The organism is Lentibacillus songyuanensis, from assembly GCF_039548255.1.
GTDB lineage: Bacteria > Bacillota > Bacilli > Bacillales > Amphibacillaceae > Lentibacillus_C > Lentibacillus_C songyuanensis.
In genome coordinates this window covers 41,032-56,829 of record NZ_JBCLVH010000014.1, presented here as the reverse complement: position 1 = coordinate 56,829, position 15,798 = coordinate 41,032, and the positions used below count along the sequence as shown (strand labels likewise).

General features: G+C 39.0%; 17 protein-coding genes. 4 read left to right on the top strand and 13 right to left on the bottom strand.

Annotated features, from left to right (window positions below; all coding sequences use genetic code 11):
* Positions 1-93: 93 nt before the first annotated feature.
* The 5 genes from WMZ97_RS14095 to WMZ97_RS14075 form a co-directional block, all read right to left on the bottom strand.
* Positions 94-1,086 carry a S66 family peptidase gene (locus tag WMZ97_RS14095; RefSeq protein ID WP_343272730.1) on the bottom strand — a complete coding sequence of 331 codons (993 nt, stop codon included), beginning with the start codon at positions 1,084-1,086 and terminating at the stop codon, positions 94-96.
* A gap of 71 nt (positions 1,087-1,157) precedes the next feature.
* Positions 1,158-2,408 (bottom strand): MFS transporter, encoded by a 1,251-nt coding sequence (locus WMZ97_RS14090; protein ID WP_343272729.1) that lies wholly within the window; start codon positions 2,406-2,408, stop codon positions 1,158-1,160.
* Positions 2,409-2,419: 11 nt separating this feature from the next.
* Positions 2,420-3,466, bottom strand: coding sequence for an ArsR/SmtB family transcription factor (locus WMZ97_RS14085; RefSeq protein ID WP_343272770.1), 1,047 nt, complete (start codon positions 3,464-3,466; stop codon positions 2,420-2,422).
* Between the two features lie 126 nt (positions 3,467-3,592).
* The gene (locus WMZ97_RS14080) at positions 3,593-4,705 is read right to left on the bottom strand and encodes an AbrB family transcriptional regulator (protein WP_343272728.1); all 1,113 of its coding nucleotides are present in this window, start codon (positions 4,703-4,705) and stop codon (positions 3,593-3,595) included.
* Between the two features lie 549 nt (positions 4,706-5,254).
* Positions 5,255-6,343: a DnaA ATPase domain-containing protein gene (locus tag WMZ97_RS14075; protein WP_343272727.1), complete on the bottom strand. Its 1,089-nt coding sequence runs from the start codon at positions 6,341-6,343 to the stop codon at positions 5,255-5,257.
* 132 nt (positions 6,344-6,475) lie between these two features.
* Here WMZ97_RS14075 and WMZ97_RS14070 point away from each other — a divergent pair, with 132 nt between their 5' ends.
* Positions 6,476-6,898: a hypothetical protein gene (locus WMZ97_RS14070; RefSeq protein WP_343272726.1), complete on the top strand. Its 423-nt coding sequence runs from the start codon at positions 6,476-6,478 to the stop codon at positions 6,896-6,898.
* A gap of 136 nt (positions 6,899-7,034) precedes the next feature.
* Here WMZ97_RS14070 and WMZ97_RS14065 read toward each other — a convergent pair whose 3' ends face one another.
* Positions 7,035-8,393 carry an Nramp family divalent metal transporter gene (locus tag WMZ97_RS14065; protein ID WP_343272725.1) on the bottom strand — a complete coding sequence of 453 codons (1,359 nt, stop codon included), beginning with the start codon at positions 8,391-8,393 and terminating at the stop codon, positions 7,035-7,037.
* A gap of 487 nt (positions 8,394-8,880) precedes the next feature.
* Between WMZ97_RS14065 and WMZ97_RS14060 the strand changes: the two genes are divergently transcribed.
* Positions 8,881-9,048 (top strand): aspartyl-phosphate phosphatase Spo0E family protein, encoded by a 168-nt coding sequence (locus WMZ97_RS14060; RefSeq protein ID WP_343272724.1) that lies wholly within the window; start codon positions 8,881-8,883, stop codon positions 9,046-9,048.
* Positions 9,049-9,170: 122 nt separating this feature from the next.
* Here WMZ97_RS14060 and WMZ97_RS14055 read toward each other — a convergent pair whose 3' ends face one another.
* The 3 genes from WMZ97_RS14055 to WMZ97_RS14045 form a co-directional block, all read right to left on the bottom strand.
* A complete protein-coding gene (locus tag WMZ97_RS14055) occupies positions 9,171-9,938 on the bottom strand; it encodes a DUF817 domain-containing protein (RefSeq protein WP_343272769.1) in 768 nt (255 codons plus the stop codon).
* 128 nt (positions 9,939-10,066) lie between these two features.
* The gene (locus WMZ97_RS14050) at positions 10,067-10,282 is read right to left on the bottom strand and encodes a helix-turn-helix domain-containing protein (RefSeq protein ID WP_343272723.1); all 216 of its coding nucleotides are present in this window, start codon (positions 10,280-10,282) and stop codon (positions 10,067-10,069) included.
* Between the two features lie 10 nt (positions 10,283-10,292).
* Positions 10,293-10,775, bottom strand: coding sequence for a DUF2975 domain-containing protein (locus WMZ97_RS14045; RefSeq protein WP_343272722.1), 483 nt, complete (start codon positions 10,773-10,775; stop codon positions 10,293-10,295).
* Positions 10,776-11,162: 387 nt separating this feature from the next.
* Here WMZ97_RS14045 and WMZ97_RS14040 point away from each other — a divergent pair, with 387 nt between their 5' ends.
* Positions 11,163-11,720, top strand: a complete 558-nt coding sequence (locus WMZ97_RS14040) for a GNAT family N-acetyltransferase (RefSeq protein WP_343272721.1) — start codon at positions 11,163-11,165, stop codon at positions 11,718-11,720.
* Between the two features lie 95 nt (positions 11,721-11,815).
* Here WMZ97_RS14040 and WMZ97_RS14035 read toward each other — a convergent pair whose 3' ends face one another.
* On the bottom strand, positions 11,816-12,691 hold the full coding sequence (locus WMZ97_RS14035) for a YitT family protein (protein ID WP_343272720.1): 876 nt from the start codon (positions 12,689-12,691) through the stop codon (positions 11,816-11,818).
* Positions 12,692-12,966: 275 nt separating this feature from the next.
* Positions 12,967-13,566, bottom strand: a complete 600-nt coding sequence (locus tag WMZ97_RS14030) for a TetR/AcrR family transcriptional regulator C-terminal domain-containing protein (RefSeq protein ID WP_343272719.1) — start codon at positions 13,564-13,566, stop codon at positions 12,967-12,969.
* A 119-nt stretch (positions 13,567-13,685) separates the two neighbouring features.
* On the opposite strand from WMZ97_RS14030, the gene WMZ97_RS14025 reads away from it, so the two are divergent.
* Positions 13,686-14,654 (top strand): quinone oxidoreductase family protein, encoded by a 969-nt coding sequence (locus WMZ97_RS14025; protein WP_343272718.1) that lies wholly within the window; start codon positions 13,686-13,688, stop codon positions 14,652-14,654.
* Between the two features lie 212 nt (positions 14,655-14,866).
* Here WMZ97_RS14025 and WMZ97_RS14020 read toward each other — a convergent pair whose 3' ends face one another.
* Both WMZ97_RS14020 and WMZ97_RS14015 read right to left on the bottom strand, forming a co-directional pair.
* Positions 14,867-15,220, bottom strand: a complete 354-nt coding sequence (locus tag WMZ97_RS14020; RefSeq protein ID WP_343272717.1) for a VOC family protein — start codon at positions 15,218-15,220, stop codon at positions 14,867-14,869.
* 202 nt (positions 15,221-15,422) lie between these two features.
* Entirely contained in the window at positions 15,423-15,758 is a 336-nt protein-coding gene (locus WMZ97_RS14015) for a DUF3221 domain-containing protein (protein ID WP_343272716.1), read from the bottom strand.
* Positions 15,759-15,798 lie beyond the last annotated feature (40 nt).

Genomic DNA, 15,798 nt, shown 5'->3' with positions numbered 1-15,798 from the left:
AAATAATCTTCTTTGCTCATTGACTTCCTCGCGTGCTTGATCAGCTTTATTTGCAAAAAAATCCCATTTTAAAAGCGGGAATCTAAAACGTCTTCATAGCCACTTTTCCATTAAATACACGTGTTTATTCGTAGCATCCAAAGCAACTTTGCGTCCAATTGGCATCGGATGCATTGGATGTGTGTGACAGGTATCGAACGCGGCAAGCACGGGGATTGATGCACCATCCAAAATTTCCAAGAGTACCTCATACGGTTTACGAGCCGTACCTAAATCATCAAATTGTTCATGCTTGCCTAAAATAATCCCGCCTATCTTATCAAAGATGCCATTCACCTTAAGCATGGCAAAGTTTTTCTCAATGGTTGCGATTGTTTTTGAGCAATCTTCTATCAGCAATATATCGCCTTCTTGTATGTCTGGCATATATGGACTGCCCAATATACCATACATTGCGTTCAGATTCCCACCTATCAATTTACCCTCTGCAAAACCACTTGATGCACATATCCATTCATTTTGATATAATGCCTTTTCCGTTATTTTTGTTTCCCAATTGACTTTCTCATCTGACCAGAATGAAGGCATGGGAACATCATACGGTAATTGCTGTGGCATCATGAAGAAACGCTCGAAATAATCATAGGTATCAAGCACCAGCGGTTCAAATTCTCCAAACGATGAAATCAAAGCAGGCCCATAAAACGTTGGAACGCCAGTCATCGCGTATAACCCCAAAAGAATGGCAGTCACATCGGAATAACCAACAACTATTTTGGGATTTGCTTTCAATGCTTCATAGTCTATATAAGGCAACATACTATTCGAATTCGTACCACCAATAGTTGACATGATTACTTTAATATCGGGATTGCAAATCAATTCGTTTAATTCTGCCGCCCTTGCTTTTGCAGTTCCCGAGCGATATGTATCATTTTCACCTGTTAAATTTCCTTCGATAACGGTAAGTCCTTTGCTTTTCAAGAACTGTTTACCCCTTTCAAATCTCAGTGGTGCGCGGACAGTTCCAGGTGAAGAAGGGGAAAAAATCCCAATTTGATCCCCGGCCTGTAAATAATGAAACATAGTAGGTTCTCCTTTCTTTTCTCTTACTGATTATTTTATCAAAAAATTTTAATGGATTAGAGTCTGTCTTCTTATAACTCCTCTCTTATGTATCCTTCCTTTTTCAAAGATGGGTGCAAATAGAACAATGATGCAATTGTAGCCAACAAACCACCGATGAAAATAGTGGTGGAAGAACCTATGTACATTGCCAGCACACCAGCTAGAAGGGAAAACAGTGGCAACAGTATCCAAGACATGAAGCGGCTTGTTGCCTGAACACGCCCCAACAAATGGTCTGGCGTTAATGTTTGCCTAATGGTGACAATACATGGATTCATTATGGAGGCCATGAAATCTCCCAGTGTATTAAACAGAACAAGCCAAATAAAAGACTGCGCCTGGCTAAATAGAATGATGGATAAGCCACCTAATACTGAAGAAACAAATAACAGTTGTTTATGTGAAAACTTCTTTAGCCATAGATTTGTTGATATGGCTCCGAGGATAGCACCAACCCCTCCCAATGATACAAGCCAACCAATTTGTATAGCTGATAGATAAGCATCTTCTTTTAGGTAAAAAACCAGCATCGTTAAAAAAAGCGTCGTCCCGGACATAGACGTCAAAATGGCCAGATTCGTAAATAGGATTGGTTTTGTCTTCCATACAAAGACGAATCCCTCCCTTAAATCGTTGAAAAAAGATGTGTGTGTCTTTCTTCCTGTTATCGTTTTCCCAATGGGAATACTTGCTATAGCAAGAAACGAAACCAAAAAACTAAGACTATTCACCAATAAAGCATACCCTGGGTTATATAAGCTAATAATGAATCCTCCAAGACCGGGTCCAACTAAGACTGCCGTTTTCGAAAAACCTGCCTGAATAGCATTAACCGCCTGCAAATCATGTTTTGAAACCAAGGAAGGAATCGAAGCAAACTGCACTGTATTATAAATTTGACTGAGGACTCCTATAATTATCGCTCCAGCATAGATAAATTCCATTTCCAACTGCTCCGTTAGAAACAACAAACCTAACAAACCTATAATCAAACATCGACCTAAATCACTACCCATTAACAGTCTTTTTCTGTTAAAACGATCCGCCAATACCCCAATTATCGGCTGCATTAAAATAGGTAATCGTTCTAACGCAGAAACCATCCCCATGCTTAAAGGCGAGCCAGTTATATCCAATACAAGTAGAGGAAGGGCAATCAGATAGATTTGATCCCCAAAAAAAGAAATCAAATTGCCTCCCATGAAACGATGGACAGGGAAGTTTCGCCATAATGTCGGAAAGTTACTTCGCTTATTTTGTGTCATTGGCAGTCCGGTCACCTTTGGGCCTCCTATCCTTCATTCAAATAGTGATCTAATTCTTTCGATAGTGATTGAAGCGCATTTTTCCTTAAACTATATGTGGCATGCTGCACATCAACTAACTTGGCTGACCGAAGTATCTTCAGGTGGTGATGAATGGTTGTTTTCCCTGCCCCGAGTGTATTTGTAATTTCTTGCAGTGTTTGATCTTTGCGATATAAAAGTTTCACCATCCGCAAACGCAATTCATCACCAAGCGCTTTGTGTTTATGGACAAGAAAGTAATTTGGTGTAAGCGTATCTTCAGGATGGATACTCTCGTTGGAAACCGGATAATAAAACACTTTTGTCCCTTCTATATCCGCTTCAATATTCCAGGGGCGATAAATATACTGTGGAATTAAGAGCACATTGGAAACACTTGGCTCCGGTAAATAAGCGATCCCACCTGTCGCCCATTCTACAAATTCTTCGGGATCCATTTTCGCCATCATGGTACGTTTCATCGCACAATCTTGTTTTAAATACCTCTCAACACGACTTGCTTCTGGCTCAATAAACTCCCGATACCATCCACTCATGACAGTAATGAGGTGCTGTTTTAACGCTTTTGCATCAATTTGACAAATAAATTCAATGTAATCCGGAAAAAACGGGTTATGTTTGGTCACCTTTTTTAATTCTTGTACAGCTAGTTTATCCCCAGTAGAAGCTTGATATCGCGTTGATTGATGATTAAAACCAACAAAAGGAATACACTGATAGCGCAAGTTTTGTTCGGGAAGACTGTTCACATATGTGATAAACGATGATAAATCCGTAAAATCTTGCTGGTGCAATAGTAAAAGCAATGATTTCCACGTATTGTTTTTCTCCACATCATCTAAGGCTTCCGTTAATTCCGTTGACATTCTTTTTTGAGTTGTTTTCCAGAAATCCATGGACTGTTCCAACGTTTCAATTAACCGTGAATTGGTAATAGCTGCAATCCCTAAGGCACATTCCCATAATAATGAATACTTGACCTGAACATTGTACGTCTCTCTTCCTCTGCCTGTCGTTTTCAAAATCTCCATCATTATCACCCTCCTGTATAGTTATCCTTATAATAAATTAATTGAATTAATAATTCAACAAAAATTGAATAATAAAGCAAAAAAAGATAAATGGCACAATCCCATTTATCTAAAGCACACCTATTTTTAGCCATGTTCACGCTGCTCTATTAATTTCTTTTTGTTTATCTGTCTAAAAATTACTTTTACTAACGGTGGCACCGCGAAATAAATAAAAAATGTCCGAAACAATTGATATCCGGATACCATTGACAGATCGGCATGAATCTCATGCGCGATAATCCCCATTTGATCCATACCACCAGGTGCCAAACTTAGCAAGCTCGTTGCATGAGTAACAGGTTGAATTTTTGTCAAAACCATCCCCAATACAATAGAGCCAATCAAGAGCATCAAGCCACTCCCAACGGCCAGTCCAATTGTTCGTACTTTCTGTTGTATTTGGTTGACTTGAAGCATCAATCCTACATGCGTGCCAATCATCAATTGTGACAGGCTAATAACGACAGGCGGTAAATTCGGCCCTTCCATGCCAAATGCCTGGAGAACCGCTGTACCAACTGCTGGTCCTAACAATACCGCAGTCGGAAAACGTATTTTGCTTCCAAGAAAAGCCAAAGCGATGCCTACTACTGCAAAAAGAAGGATATCTGGAAACAATCCACTCCAGCTTGCGGTTGCTTGATCAGCAACATCCGCTGCCATATCCGCTGCACCGCCATTACGGAATAACGGAAGGGTAACCAACAGCGGTATAAAAATAATAATCATCATGAGACGAATCACTTGGGTTACTGTAACAACTGCTAAGTTAATGCCTTTCGTTTCCTCCGCGAGCAAAATCACTTGGGTAAGCCCGCCAGGAATACTCCCTAACAATGATGTACTGTAATCACTACTGGAAAATTTGGAAACCACAAAGGCAATACCTGAACAAAAAAGTATTAACAATACCGTCATGACCAGCATGGATGGTAACTGGAGAGCCATTGCATGTAAAGCAACGGGTGTCATCGATAAGCCAATCGTATACCCAACAATCATCATACCTGAATCGCGGATCCCATTTGGCCAAACATAGTGACGCTTCCATATATTCGTTCCAAGCAACACTGCCACCATCGGCCCAAGCAGCCATGGGACAGGAATATGAAGAAGAGTAAACAAAGCCCCACCAATAAAAGCAGTAAATAATGTTGCTATAAATCGTTTTGATTTACTGAGATTACGATCTTCCATATGCGTAACCTCCCTTTGGCAAAAAAATGATGCAGGCTATAAGCCCACATATCAAAAATAATTCGTATAAAATCCAACTACTCCATTCTACCGCCAGAAATCACACATCACAAGAAATTTGACCGCGACATGAGGATAGATCAAGACCACTAAAAAAATGAAACTAGTTCGCTTTGAAATATTCCTGCCTCTCGACCGTTTCAGGTGTTTTCTTGCACGTTTCGAGCCCTCTATTGCACGTTTGAGACTTGCTATCGCACGTTTCGAGCCTGCTATTGCACGTTTCGAGCGTATTCCTGCACGTTTTCTACCAAGTGAAGATGAATATGCTTTTTCCAGTGGTCGCGGACAGGACCATCATCTCATGGAGAGCATGTTGTACCTGCTGAATAAGGGACGAGTGCAAAGAGGATTGATCGAGTGTGAAAAGCGATTGAGCATAAGGGATACGATCGATTTCTATTCCAAACTCGACCAGTTCTCACGCTTTCTCGATCGCTTGTCACCCCTACTTGATCGATACTCACCCATATAATTCACTTATAAACGTTAAACAGCACCATCATTCAATCTACTGTCTATTTTTTGCAGCTGACTTTTCAACTCCACTATCTCCGCCTCCAAATGGTCCAACCGGTCAGCATCATATTGGTTCGCATGATCCGAATAGGACGCATCACCAAGATCATCTGTCCATTTATCTCCTGTTTCCTGCTCTGCTGGCAATATTTCCGTTACCAGCCCCCACTCAAATCGACCGCGCAATGGATCGAACATGCCTGACATTTCACTAGGAAGTCGGTCACCGGTAATAACAATTTGTTTAGATTCCAAATGCAGTTCGTTAAAAATATGAAAAAACTCCTGTTGTGCTTGTTCTTTTCCCATAAAAAATTGGATATCATCAATGAGCAAGACATCTGCTTGACCTATCTGTTTACGGAAGTCTTGTCCATTGTTTTCCAGCACATTATTGATCCATTCATCCGAAAATTTCTCTGCCGTTAGATAGATCACTACTTTCTCCTGATCCTGTTTCAACACTTCATTGCCGATTGCCTGGATTAAATGCGTTTTTCCAACACCTGTTTTTCCATATAAAAATAAGGGATTATATGCTTCACCAATTGATTCTGTAACCGCTTGTGCAACTGAATATGCAAAACGGTTTCCTGCCCCAACGATAAAACTTTCAAACGTATATTGTTGATTAAGTGTTGGTTTACCAGCGATTATTTTCTTCAGAATCTGAAATAACTGATTCTTCTCCGCCCGGGATAAACGATTAATCTGTGTTACGATATAGTCAAGTTTCAAATCTGTTTGAGGGTGGGTCTCTTTCTTCTCCTCCGTTATAAAAACCACTTCAGGCGATTCCTTAGTCACTTCACGAATGGCGTCCTTAAATAGGGATAAATACTTTGACTCCAACCAGTCTCTGCTAAACTCATTGGAAGCAATAATATTCCAAGTTGTGCCTTCTTGCTCCGCTTTTACGGGCTTAATCCAGGTTTGAAAAGACGGGATACTTACTTGGCTCTTGATCAGGGTTAGTATTTCTTGCCATGTGTCGTTTGACATGTTCATCACTTCTCCTTTAGGTGATTTTGGATTGGAAATGGCGACTCTCTCCTCCATAAAAAATAGTCACCTTGTAAATTCCCTCTCTAGTTTACCTTAAAAATGGCCAATTCATATAAGAAATTAAAAACCCTTCCCTAAATTCCCTTACCCTATATAATAGATTTAAAGAAGAAGGAGGTGATAGATATGGAAGAAACAGGATTTAAAGAAATTTTAAAAGCCTTGGAACTACATTCGGCACATGTTGATGAGAAAATGGATCAGATGAGAACAGATATGAATAAACGATTCGAGCAAGTGGACAAGCGGTTTGAGCAAGTCGACAAACGGTTTAAACAAATCGATGAACGGTTCGAACAAATCGATCAGCGCTTTGAACAAATCGATAGACGCTTTGAACAAGTCGATAAGCGCTTTGAACAAGTTGATAAACGATTCGAGCAAGTCGATCAACGCTTTGAACAAGTTGATAAACGATTTGACAACCTGGGAAAGAAAGTAGATGGTATAAGAGTAGATTTAACTGAGAACCAGGAAACGACCAATTTCTTATCATCCAAAGTTGTACAACACGAGAAAAAACTTCAAGATCTAATCCTGCAGCGATAAAAAACCCTCATACTGCAGAATTCCCATGAACTAAGAAAAGCCTCCACTTTCCTCGTTTTTGAAAAATTAATGTGAGGAATTGGAGGCTTTAAATTTAGTTTTCACGCATTTTGGAATCAGTTGTCATCCAATACTTTTACCCTAAATCATGCCCAGTAACCAAGATATAGACGACAAGAAATACATTCAGTACAATGATCATCGCCGTGCAGATCCAGGCGAGAGCTTTTACGATGTTGCTGTTGGCGAATTGGCCCATTTTCTTTTTACTGCTGGTAAAGAGAACGAGCGGCACAACGGCAAATGGAAGCTGCAGGCTTAGCACGACTTGACTCCATAACAGCAGGTCCGCTGTTCCCCGGGATCCAGCAATCCAAGTGACGACAAATGCCGGAACAACCGCAATCAATCTGGTGATGATTCGGCGAACCCACGGCGAGATTCGCATGTGGATAAAACCTTCCATAACGATTTGTCCGGATAATGTCCCAGTGATAGTGGAATTTTGCCCGGAAGCGAGTAAGGCGATAGCGAATAACGTACTAGCAATCCCAACCCCAACTGTTGGACTTAACAGTTTATATGCTTCCTCAATTTCCGAAACCTGCATCCCTATTCCATGAAATGCAGCTGCACCAAGAATTAAGATGGCGGAATTAATCAAAAAGGCTGCCGTGAGTGAAAAAGTAGAATCCATCACGGAAAATTTGATGGCCTCCTTTTTCCCTTTTTCGGTTCGCTTATATGCCCGCGTCTGCACAATCGACGAATGCAAGTAAAGATTGTGCGGCATAACCGTTGCACCTAAGATCCCAAGTGAGATAAACAGCATCTCTGGGTTAACAACAATTTCCGGACTTGGGATGTAACCTTTAAGCAATGCCGCTACTTCCGGTTTTGAAGCAATCACTTCAAATACAAAGACGAAAAAGATCGTTGCCATTAACACAATGACAATCGCTTCAATAATGCGAAATCCTTTGCGTTGTAGTAATAAAAGCAATAATACATCCAATGTTGTAATCAAAATTCCCCATAACAGCGGAATACCGAATAACAAATTCAATGCAATCGCCGAACCTATCACTTCCGCTAAATCAGTCGCGATAATGGCAAGTTCAGTTAACAGCCATAGAATGGTAGCTGTTTTCTTACCGGTTGCATCTCTTGTTGCCTGTGCCAAATCGCGTCCAGTTACGATGCCCAGCTTTGCTGCCAATGTCTGCAAAAGCATTGCCATTAAATTAGAAATTAAAATGATCGATAACAAGGTATATCCGAATCGGGAACCTCCAGCAATCGAGGTTGCCCAATTCCCCGGATCAACATACCCAACGGCCACCAATGATCCAGGACCAGCAAAGGCAAAAAATTTCCGCCAAAAACCAGCATTTTCCGGTATTCGAACCGAATTATTCACTTCTTCCAAACTAATATTGGAGCTGCGTTTGAGCCATCCGTGTTCTTCAGACGGATGATTTGTTTGTTTATTCATGTTAGTCACCTTTTAAAAATGTGCTGTAAGTTAAGTTAGTTTACCTAAGGAAACATAGTAGTAAAAAAATAAGATCCATTCAAGAACCCCTAGTTTTCCGTATACGCATAATTTTATGAAAAATAAATCGCTAATCCTATTTCCAATCACCTACAGCCACATAACTATTTTGTTATTTTTTTATAATATACCCATAAGCTGTTATTTTCAAGCAAGGAATACTAAAAATTATATTTTTGAAAACCGAATTTGTGACTGTCCTTAAATTGATCTCTTCATCTGATAAGTCATAAGAATTTTTTCCAAAATACTGTTTTATATGGTTATCCCACAAAATTACAGAAATATTTAATACGTACAGGTCGCTCCAACCCTTGTCTATGTTTGTCAATTTTTGTCATAGGTATTTACATTGGTTCTTTTGCCCTATATACTAAATAATGATTCTGGATTTTTTGATTAAAATAGAACATGGAGGCAATTAAAATTGAATACGCAAAAGAACCTGCAGCAAGCTATCAACAAAAAGAGACAGGAAATGATTGGTTTAGCATTTAATAAGGGATTTACAAGCAAGGATACTGTAAAATGCAGTCAAGAGCTAGACCAATTATTGAATTTGTATAGTAATGTCAAGTTACATAAAATAGCATAAAGTAAAATTTCTTCAATGGGGGTTCCGATGAACTTAGACGTTCTAGTGCAAGCCCCCCACAGATAACAATATGCACTGTATTTCTTCCATTTTCCCTGTTTCTGATGACTCTGGAAAAGTTTTTATTTACAACCTTCCCCCTTAACTTGCTTTAATGTTGCAACTATAAGGAAGCTAACAATCACTAATAAGAGCCATGAACTTACCTTCCCCAGATGAACAAGACTCCATTCATCGGTTTGATATGGATATTTCCAAGCACCAAAAAACGTGGTAATATTTTCGGCTACCCATATAAAAAATCCAATGAGCACAAACGAAAGTGCAAGTGGCATCCGGTAACGCATTCCATTAACCTCATATATAACCCAAGATTTCCAAAAGACCACGAGTACGAGCCCAGATAGCCAAAAACGGACGTCAATCCAATAATGGTGCGTGAAAAAATTCAAATATATCGCAGCAGCTAAAGGGACAACTGCCAAAAGCGGCGGCCACTTCACCAATTGAATGTCCAACCTTCTCCACGCCTGGCAAAGATAACTTGCTACACTTGCGTACATAAATCCACTATACAAAGGAACGCCAAAAATTTTGGAATAGCCTGCTTCCGGGTAAGACCAGGAGCCCATATGTACCTTGAACAGTTCAAGTGCAAGCCCAATAAGGTGAAATAAGGTGATAACCTTTAGTTCATCTTGTGATTCAAGCCCAGAACGCACCATCCAAATCTGCATGAGAAGACAGATGATGAGCAGCCAGTCATATCGTGGCAGAAGGGGGAAAGGCGTGATTTGTGTAATAGCCAAGGAGGCAAAAATAACAACAGGAAACAAACAGGATAGAGCCTGTTCCCAACCAAAATGAACGAGTTGTTCCAAGGCTCGCATGATTTGTGTCTTTGCCGTTTTTTTCTGAGAGTCATTTTGAATGGTTAAATTCATGAGTAACTTCCCTTCTAAATTTAATGCAAGGAAATAATGAAAAAGAAATGTGATCTATTCACCATTTCTTTCCTTTACATGTCTTCATCTCCTCGGTATTCCAAAAGATCCCCGGGCTGACATTCTAACGCCTTGCAAATCGCTTCTAACGTTGATAATCGAATGGCTTTTGCTTTTCCATTTTTCAAGATAGAAAGGTTAGCCATTGTGATTCCTACCCTCTCTGAAAGTTCTGTTACGCTCATTTTTCTTTTAGCCAGCATCACATCGATATTGATTATAATCGCCATTGTTTTCACCTCAGACCGTTAAATCATTTTCTGATTTTATGTGGATAGCTTCCTGTAAAAGTCTTTGGAGAACCGCTGCAAAGACTGCGATGACCATTGAGGCAAAAGGAACAACTAACCCGACAAAGACAACACCAGGGGCATCGTCTTGATCCGCAAATAAATAAAAAAGCGGCAAAATTAGTACATGAAAACTACTGATTGCGATAGCACAGTATTTGATTTTCTTTAAAGCCATTACAGAAACCTCGGAAAATGCCCTATTTTTATCAATAAAACGCAATAAGTTGAAAGCCTGATACAGCGCAAAGTAAAAAGGAACCGTCGATACATAAAAAACAAAGAAAACAACATATTTTATACTGGCAAACTCCGGTAACAACTTTGCTGCCATATCCCCTATCTCAGGAACTAAAAATATGCATAAAACAAGAATTGGAATTCCAATAAAAATAACAGCTATTTTTAAAAACAATGTTGTTGCTTTTTTCACAAAAACCACCTCATCTATTCACTATATTTTTGATTTTACCATCTAATTTATCGTTTTACAATAAATAATTATCATATTGTATTTTTTTATTATTGTATTTCAATTCATCTCACTCTAAACGAAATAGAGAATGTAAAAGTTATTTTTCACTATGATCTTGGAATCCGAACTGACTAATTTACAATTAGACAGCCAAAGAACGCCTTTATAATTAAAAAAATATAATTTTTTGAATCTTTATTATAAATTATGTTATTATTTATGTATTCGAATTTAAGGAGTTGTGAATATGTTAGCGTCGATTGCAGTAGATGTTTTGTTTGATCAAAAACAAACGATCAAGGGGATGTAACTCCTGCTGCATTCCCTTAAAAAAGGGAGAATACAATGGATAAATTTTTTAATGATTTTCTTAAGGGCAAAAATGTTACATTAAAGCAAATGTCTTCAGCAGATTTGGAAAGATTTGCGGAAATTGAAAATGAAAAAGGCTCATTGCTATTTGCAAATGATGATATTCCGTTTCCTAATACACTCGCGGACCACACTTCATTTTTCGAGGGTATTAGTGGAAAAAAGAAAGAATTCATATTTGGTATTTATGACAATAATTCAAAGCAATTAATTGGTTCATGTGGTGTCTTTGCAATAAATTGGCAAAACAGCACCTGTTCCGTAGGTATCTCACTAGGAGAACAGTGGCAGGGAAAAGGATTAGGGACGGACGCCATGCAAACCCTAATTTCATTCATTTTTAATTATATCAATATTAATAAAATAAAATTGCAAGTGTTTAGCTTCAATAAAGCCGCCATACGTTCTTATGAGAAATGTGGGTTTACAAAAGAAGGGATATTGCGAAATGAAATTTTCCGATTCGGTGCATACCATGATACGTATTTATTCGGGATTTTAAGAGAGGAATGGTCTTTTATACCTTCCTAATATAGTCAAAGCACCTGTTAACGATTGAGTTAGCAGGTGCCTTTCTTTACGCTTTTGGATTTTGTCTAATAAGTCATCTCCTTAATACCTTTATACTAATGAATATCTTTCTTTTTAAAACTGCCGCCCTTCACTTCTGCCACATCATATACAGCAACAAAGGCATGTTTGTCAATTTCATAAATGATCTCTTTCATTTTGCTGTCCTCTAACCGGTTAATAATACACGTAATTTCTTTAAATTGTTCATTTGAATAACCGCCCTCCACTTGGTTATACGTTGCACTCCGGCCCAAACGGTCACGTATGGTTTCAACCATTAATTCGGGCTGACTTGTGATAATTTTAAAGGTTTTCGAACCACTTAATCCTTCCTCAACAGTATGAATCACCTTCGAAGCAATAAAATAAGCAATTCCAGATAAGAAAGCACCTTGAAGCCCGAATACGGTTGAGACAATAATGAACACAAACAAGTTTAAAAATAGAATGAGGTCACTCGTTCCAAAAGGCAACTTACGGGATAACAATACTGCTAACATATCAATACCATCCAATGCGCCGCCATTTCGTAAAGCCACCCCCATACCAAACCCGATGATAATACCACCAACAACGGTTACTAACAGCGTATCACCTTGAATAATGATTGGTATATGGTGCATAATGCTTGTCCCATACGCTAGTGATGCAATTCCAATAACAGAGTAAATAGCAAAGCTTTTTCCAATTTGTTTATAACCCAAAAATACGAATGGGACATTTAATATCGCAATCAGAATTCCTAGCGGCAGTCCAAATAACTGTGATCCAACGATACTTAGACCTGTCACACCACCATCTGATACATTATTCGGAATTAATATCGACTCAAGCCCATATGCAGTTATAAATGCGCCGATAATAACTGCTATTGCTCGTGATACCTTTTTAAGTCTACTGGTTCCTTGCTGTTTCGTGCTTGTACTCATTTCATTTCCTCTTTTCAATCTATTTTCCTTTTACATTTTATACTTTTTCATTCATTTATGTTTTATCGTATATTCAGTATTGACAAATGAACGTTCAAATAAATACATACTACTCAACTTATTCTTATCTACTAACAAGATATTATCAGATTACCGTGGCGAAATTTATTCCGCTTTAATGGGCAGTAAGCCCCCCACTCCATGAAGTTTCACTTTATTGCATTTCTTATGCAGCAAACTGATCCATTTAATAAAGCAAAGAGAACACAAAAGAATTAACGAATAATCATCCTCAGTCCATCATTAAAAAGGTCATCAATTGTCTTGCCTGCAGAAAAATATTCTTCAATGCTTGCAGCCATCATAGGATGCTCCTGATTGAATGCTTCCACATGAAAGCCTTGCATCTCTTTTTCCGTGACACTCGTTTGTTCTTCAATCACATGACCGAAAGTAAAATGTGTTGCGGTCAATACCATCAGGCGTGATTGTCGCAGGCTCACCCCCGCATTTACCAAAGTGTTTATCGTCATCTCAGAAAAGTCCGCCATCGTTACCGATAGATGTGCCCCTGCTACAACACGTCCTCCATCCGTATGCGAGAGCAACGCCCTACGCAAACGGTTAAACGCCTGAAGCAGCCAATCTTGCTGGGTCTCGTCATTTTTTCGTTCTGTCAGATCATGAAACTCCTTCTGCAAAATAGCCTCAGCCATTTCGTTCACCAATGCTTTTTTATTTTTAAAATGCCAATATAATGCTGGCGCTTGAATATCTAATCTGCTCGCCAATTTTCTCAGTGTAACTCCTTCAAGTCCACTTTCATTGAGCAGCTCCAACGCTTCTCTTATAATTTTTTGTTTTTTTAATGTCATGTTACTTTTTCCTTTCATTCTTCTGTATGTATGCTTGACATTATATCATAAATGATATTAACTATACTTAACACCGTTAAATTTAACAGCGTTAAGTATATTGTTCAGGAGGTATTACCATGAAGGCAGCGGTATTACACAAGATTGGAGACATTCCACGATATAAAGATTTCCCAGATCCAATCCCAAGTAAAGATGAAGTGCTGATCCATGTAAAAGCAGTAACACTTGAAAATGTCGATCGGATGATGGCAGACGGGGAACATTTTGCGAGTCGCCAATTCTTTTCTAAATTACCGGCAATTGTTGGACTCAGAGGTGTCGGCAAGCGTTCCGATGGCAAACTGATTGGATTTTCAGGCGCGAGGGCTCCATATGGCGCCATGGCTGAAAAAGCAGTTGTCGCCAACGAGTCAACCGTTCTCATTCCTGATGGGATCAATGCCGAGACCGCGGTTGCTCTTCCACCCGCAGCATTGACTTCGCTTTTCCCGCTTAAATGGGGAGTGAACATGAAACCAGGCATGACGGTGCTTATAAATGGTGCGACTGGTGTTGCCGGTAAACTTGCCGTCCAAATTGCAAAACTTCTCGGTGCAAAACGTGTCATTGGTACAGGCCGCAACAAGGAATCTTTGCAGCGCATCAAGGAACTAGGGGCAGATACAGTTGTTGACCTTAGACAGCCTGAAGAAGGTTTATTCACATCATTTAAAAAAGAGGTAGACGAGGGAATAGATATTATTTTGGATTTTTTATGGGGATATCCGACAAGCATACTCATCAAAGCGTTGGTTCCGCAAGAAATAAGTTTAAACGGGAAACGTACCCAACTTGTTCAAATAGGAGAAAAAGCAGGATCGGAACTTACGCTTCCCGCTAGCGCTTTACGGACCTCAGGGCTCGAAATCACTGGAGGTGCTGCAGGTATAACTCCAAAATTAATACAAGAAGGCACCGATCTGGTGTGGAAATGGCTAAAGGAAGATAAGCTTCATATGGACATGGAAATCATTCCACTTCATGATATCGAAAATGTATGGAGGCGCTCCGATTTTCAAGGGAAAAGAATCGTCATTAATCCGTAAACAGCCACCTGCTTTTAGCAGGTGGCTGTTTACGGACTCTATTTACATGTACATCCAATAGTACAAACCTTTAACCTTTACTCAGTATCTCCCCCGGTAAATCATCTATCTCACACACACTTCTCGGATTTAACGTCTCCAAAATAGATCTCCCATACGTATTTTTAATACGATTTAAAGGAAATAGCCTGCTGTCTCGATGAATCCATCCGTTAGAGATTATCTTGCACAAACCCTAATTCATTTCCATCCATATCCAATATAGTAAACTTTTTGCTTCCATATGGTGTAGAAAATAATTCTTCTACTACCTCCACGTTATCTTTTAGTTTTCCCCATAATTCATCGACATGATCGACATAAAAATTAAAGCGTCCAGGAGATGGATAATTCTCATGCTCCATTAAACCAAACATTGCTCCACCTTCATGCTCAAAATGTACATAGTTAGGTTTTTCTGGAGGCCATGAAGCAGCAACACTATACCCCAAAACATCTTCATACCACTTTACAGCCCTCTCTAAATCTTTTACATTTGCCCGCACATGCAATAGCCTTGTTTTCATAATTTGATTCCTCCCCGGTACATAAATTTTTGATGAAAGAGCCACCAACATTCATTATCTAACCACTAAAAAAGTTTATATCTATGTGAAGCATGGAAAATAAGTCCTCTTATATTATAGTAGGTTGTCATGCCAATCCATTTACATTTGAAAATCCAAAATCATCGATTCCTTTTTGTTAGCATAGAATATAAATTAAAATTTATAGCTTCTTGATTTTCAGCACGTTAAGCTTGGCAGGATAAGATTCTAACACAGGATAATCATACCAAATCCTTACTTTGTCTCCATGCTTTGTTCTGCCTTGTCTATTAAGTATATGAATGTCGCCGGTGTATTCAAAAATAAACTGCTTCATTGACATCTTTTCCGCTTTTTCTATGTTAAAGTCATCGGCAGTTACTAAATAAATCATACCATCCTTGTTTAACAAGTAACCATCCACTGTTGCGTTATCATTGGCGCTCCGAGCGTTTAAAAAATCTGTTAGAAATACAAACAGGATGAGTATAATAGCAAAAATGAATACTCGTTTCATTGCAGTCCCTCCAATGTATATAGGAGTGGGTTCGTATGAT

What these genes read in the sequence shown, in the direction of transcription:
- WMZ97_RS14095 (WP_343272730.1), bottom strand. Translation starts at nt 1,086, where the DNA reads ATGTTTCATTATTTACAGGCCGGGGATCAAATTGGGATTTTTTCCCCT.
- WMZ97_RS14085 (WP_343272770.1), bottom strand. Translation starts at nt 3,466, where the DNA reads ATGGAGATTTTGAAAACGACAGGCAGAGGAAGAGAGACGTACAATGTT.
- WMZ97_RS14080 (WP_343272728.1), bottom strand. Translation starts at nt 4,705, where the DNA reads ATGGAAGATCGTAATCTCAGTAAATCAAAACGATTTATAGCAACATTA.
- WMZ97_RS14075 (WP_343272727.1), bottom strand. Translation starts at nt 6,343, where the DNA reads ATGGAGGAGAGAGTCGCCATTTCCAATCCAAAATCACCTAAAGGAGAA.
- WMZ97_RS14070 (WP_343272726.1), top strand. Translation starts at nt 6,476, where the DNA reads ATGGAAGAAACAGGATTTAAAGAAATTTTAAAAGCCTTGGAACTACAT.
- WMZ97_RS14065 (WP_343272725.1), bottom strand. Translation starts at nt 8,393, where the DNA reads ATGAATAAACAAACAAATCATCCGTCTGAAGAACACGGATGGCTCAAA.
- WMZ97_RS14055 (WP_343272769.1), bottom strand. Translation starts at nt 9,938, where the DNA reads ATGCGAGCCTTGGAACAACTCGTTCATTTTGGTTGGGAACAGGCTCTA.
- WMZ97_RS14050 (WP_343272723.1), bottom strand. Translation starts at nt 10,282, where the DNA reads ATGGCGATTATAATCAATATCGATGTGATGCTGGCTAAAAGAAAAATG.
- WMZ97_RS14040 (WP_343272721.1), top strand. Translation starts at nt 11,163, where the DNA reads ATGGATAAATTTTTTAATGATTTTCTTAAGGGCAAAAATGTTACATTA.
- WMZ97_RS14035 (WP_343272720.1), bottom strand. Translation starts at nt 12,691, where the DNA reads ATGAGTACAAGCACGAAACAGCAAGGAACCAGTAGACTTAAAAAGGTA.
- WMZ97_RS14030 (WP_343272719.1), bottom strand. Translation starts at nt 13,566, where the DNA reads ATGACATTAAAAAAACAAAAAATTATAAGAGAAGCGTTGGAGCTGCTC.
- WMZ97_RS14025 (WP_343272718.1), top strand. Translation starts at nt 13,686, where the DNA reads ATGAAGGCAGCGGTATTACACAAGATTGGAGACATTCCACGATATAAA.
- WMZ97_RS14020 (WP_343272717.1), bottom strand. Translation starts at nt 15,220, where the DNA reads ATGAAAACAAGGCTATTGCATGTGCGGGCAAATGTAAAAGATTTAGAG.
- WMZ97_RS14015 (WP_343272716.1), bottom strand. Translation starts at nt 15,758, where the DNA reads ATGAAACGAGTATTCATTTTTGCTATTATACTCATCCTGTTTGTATTT.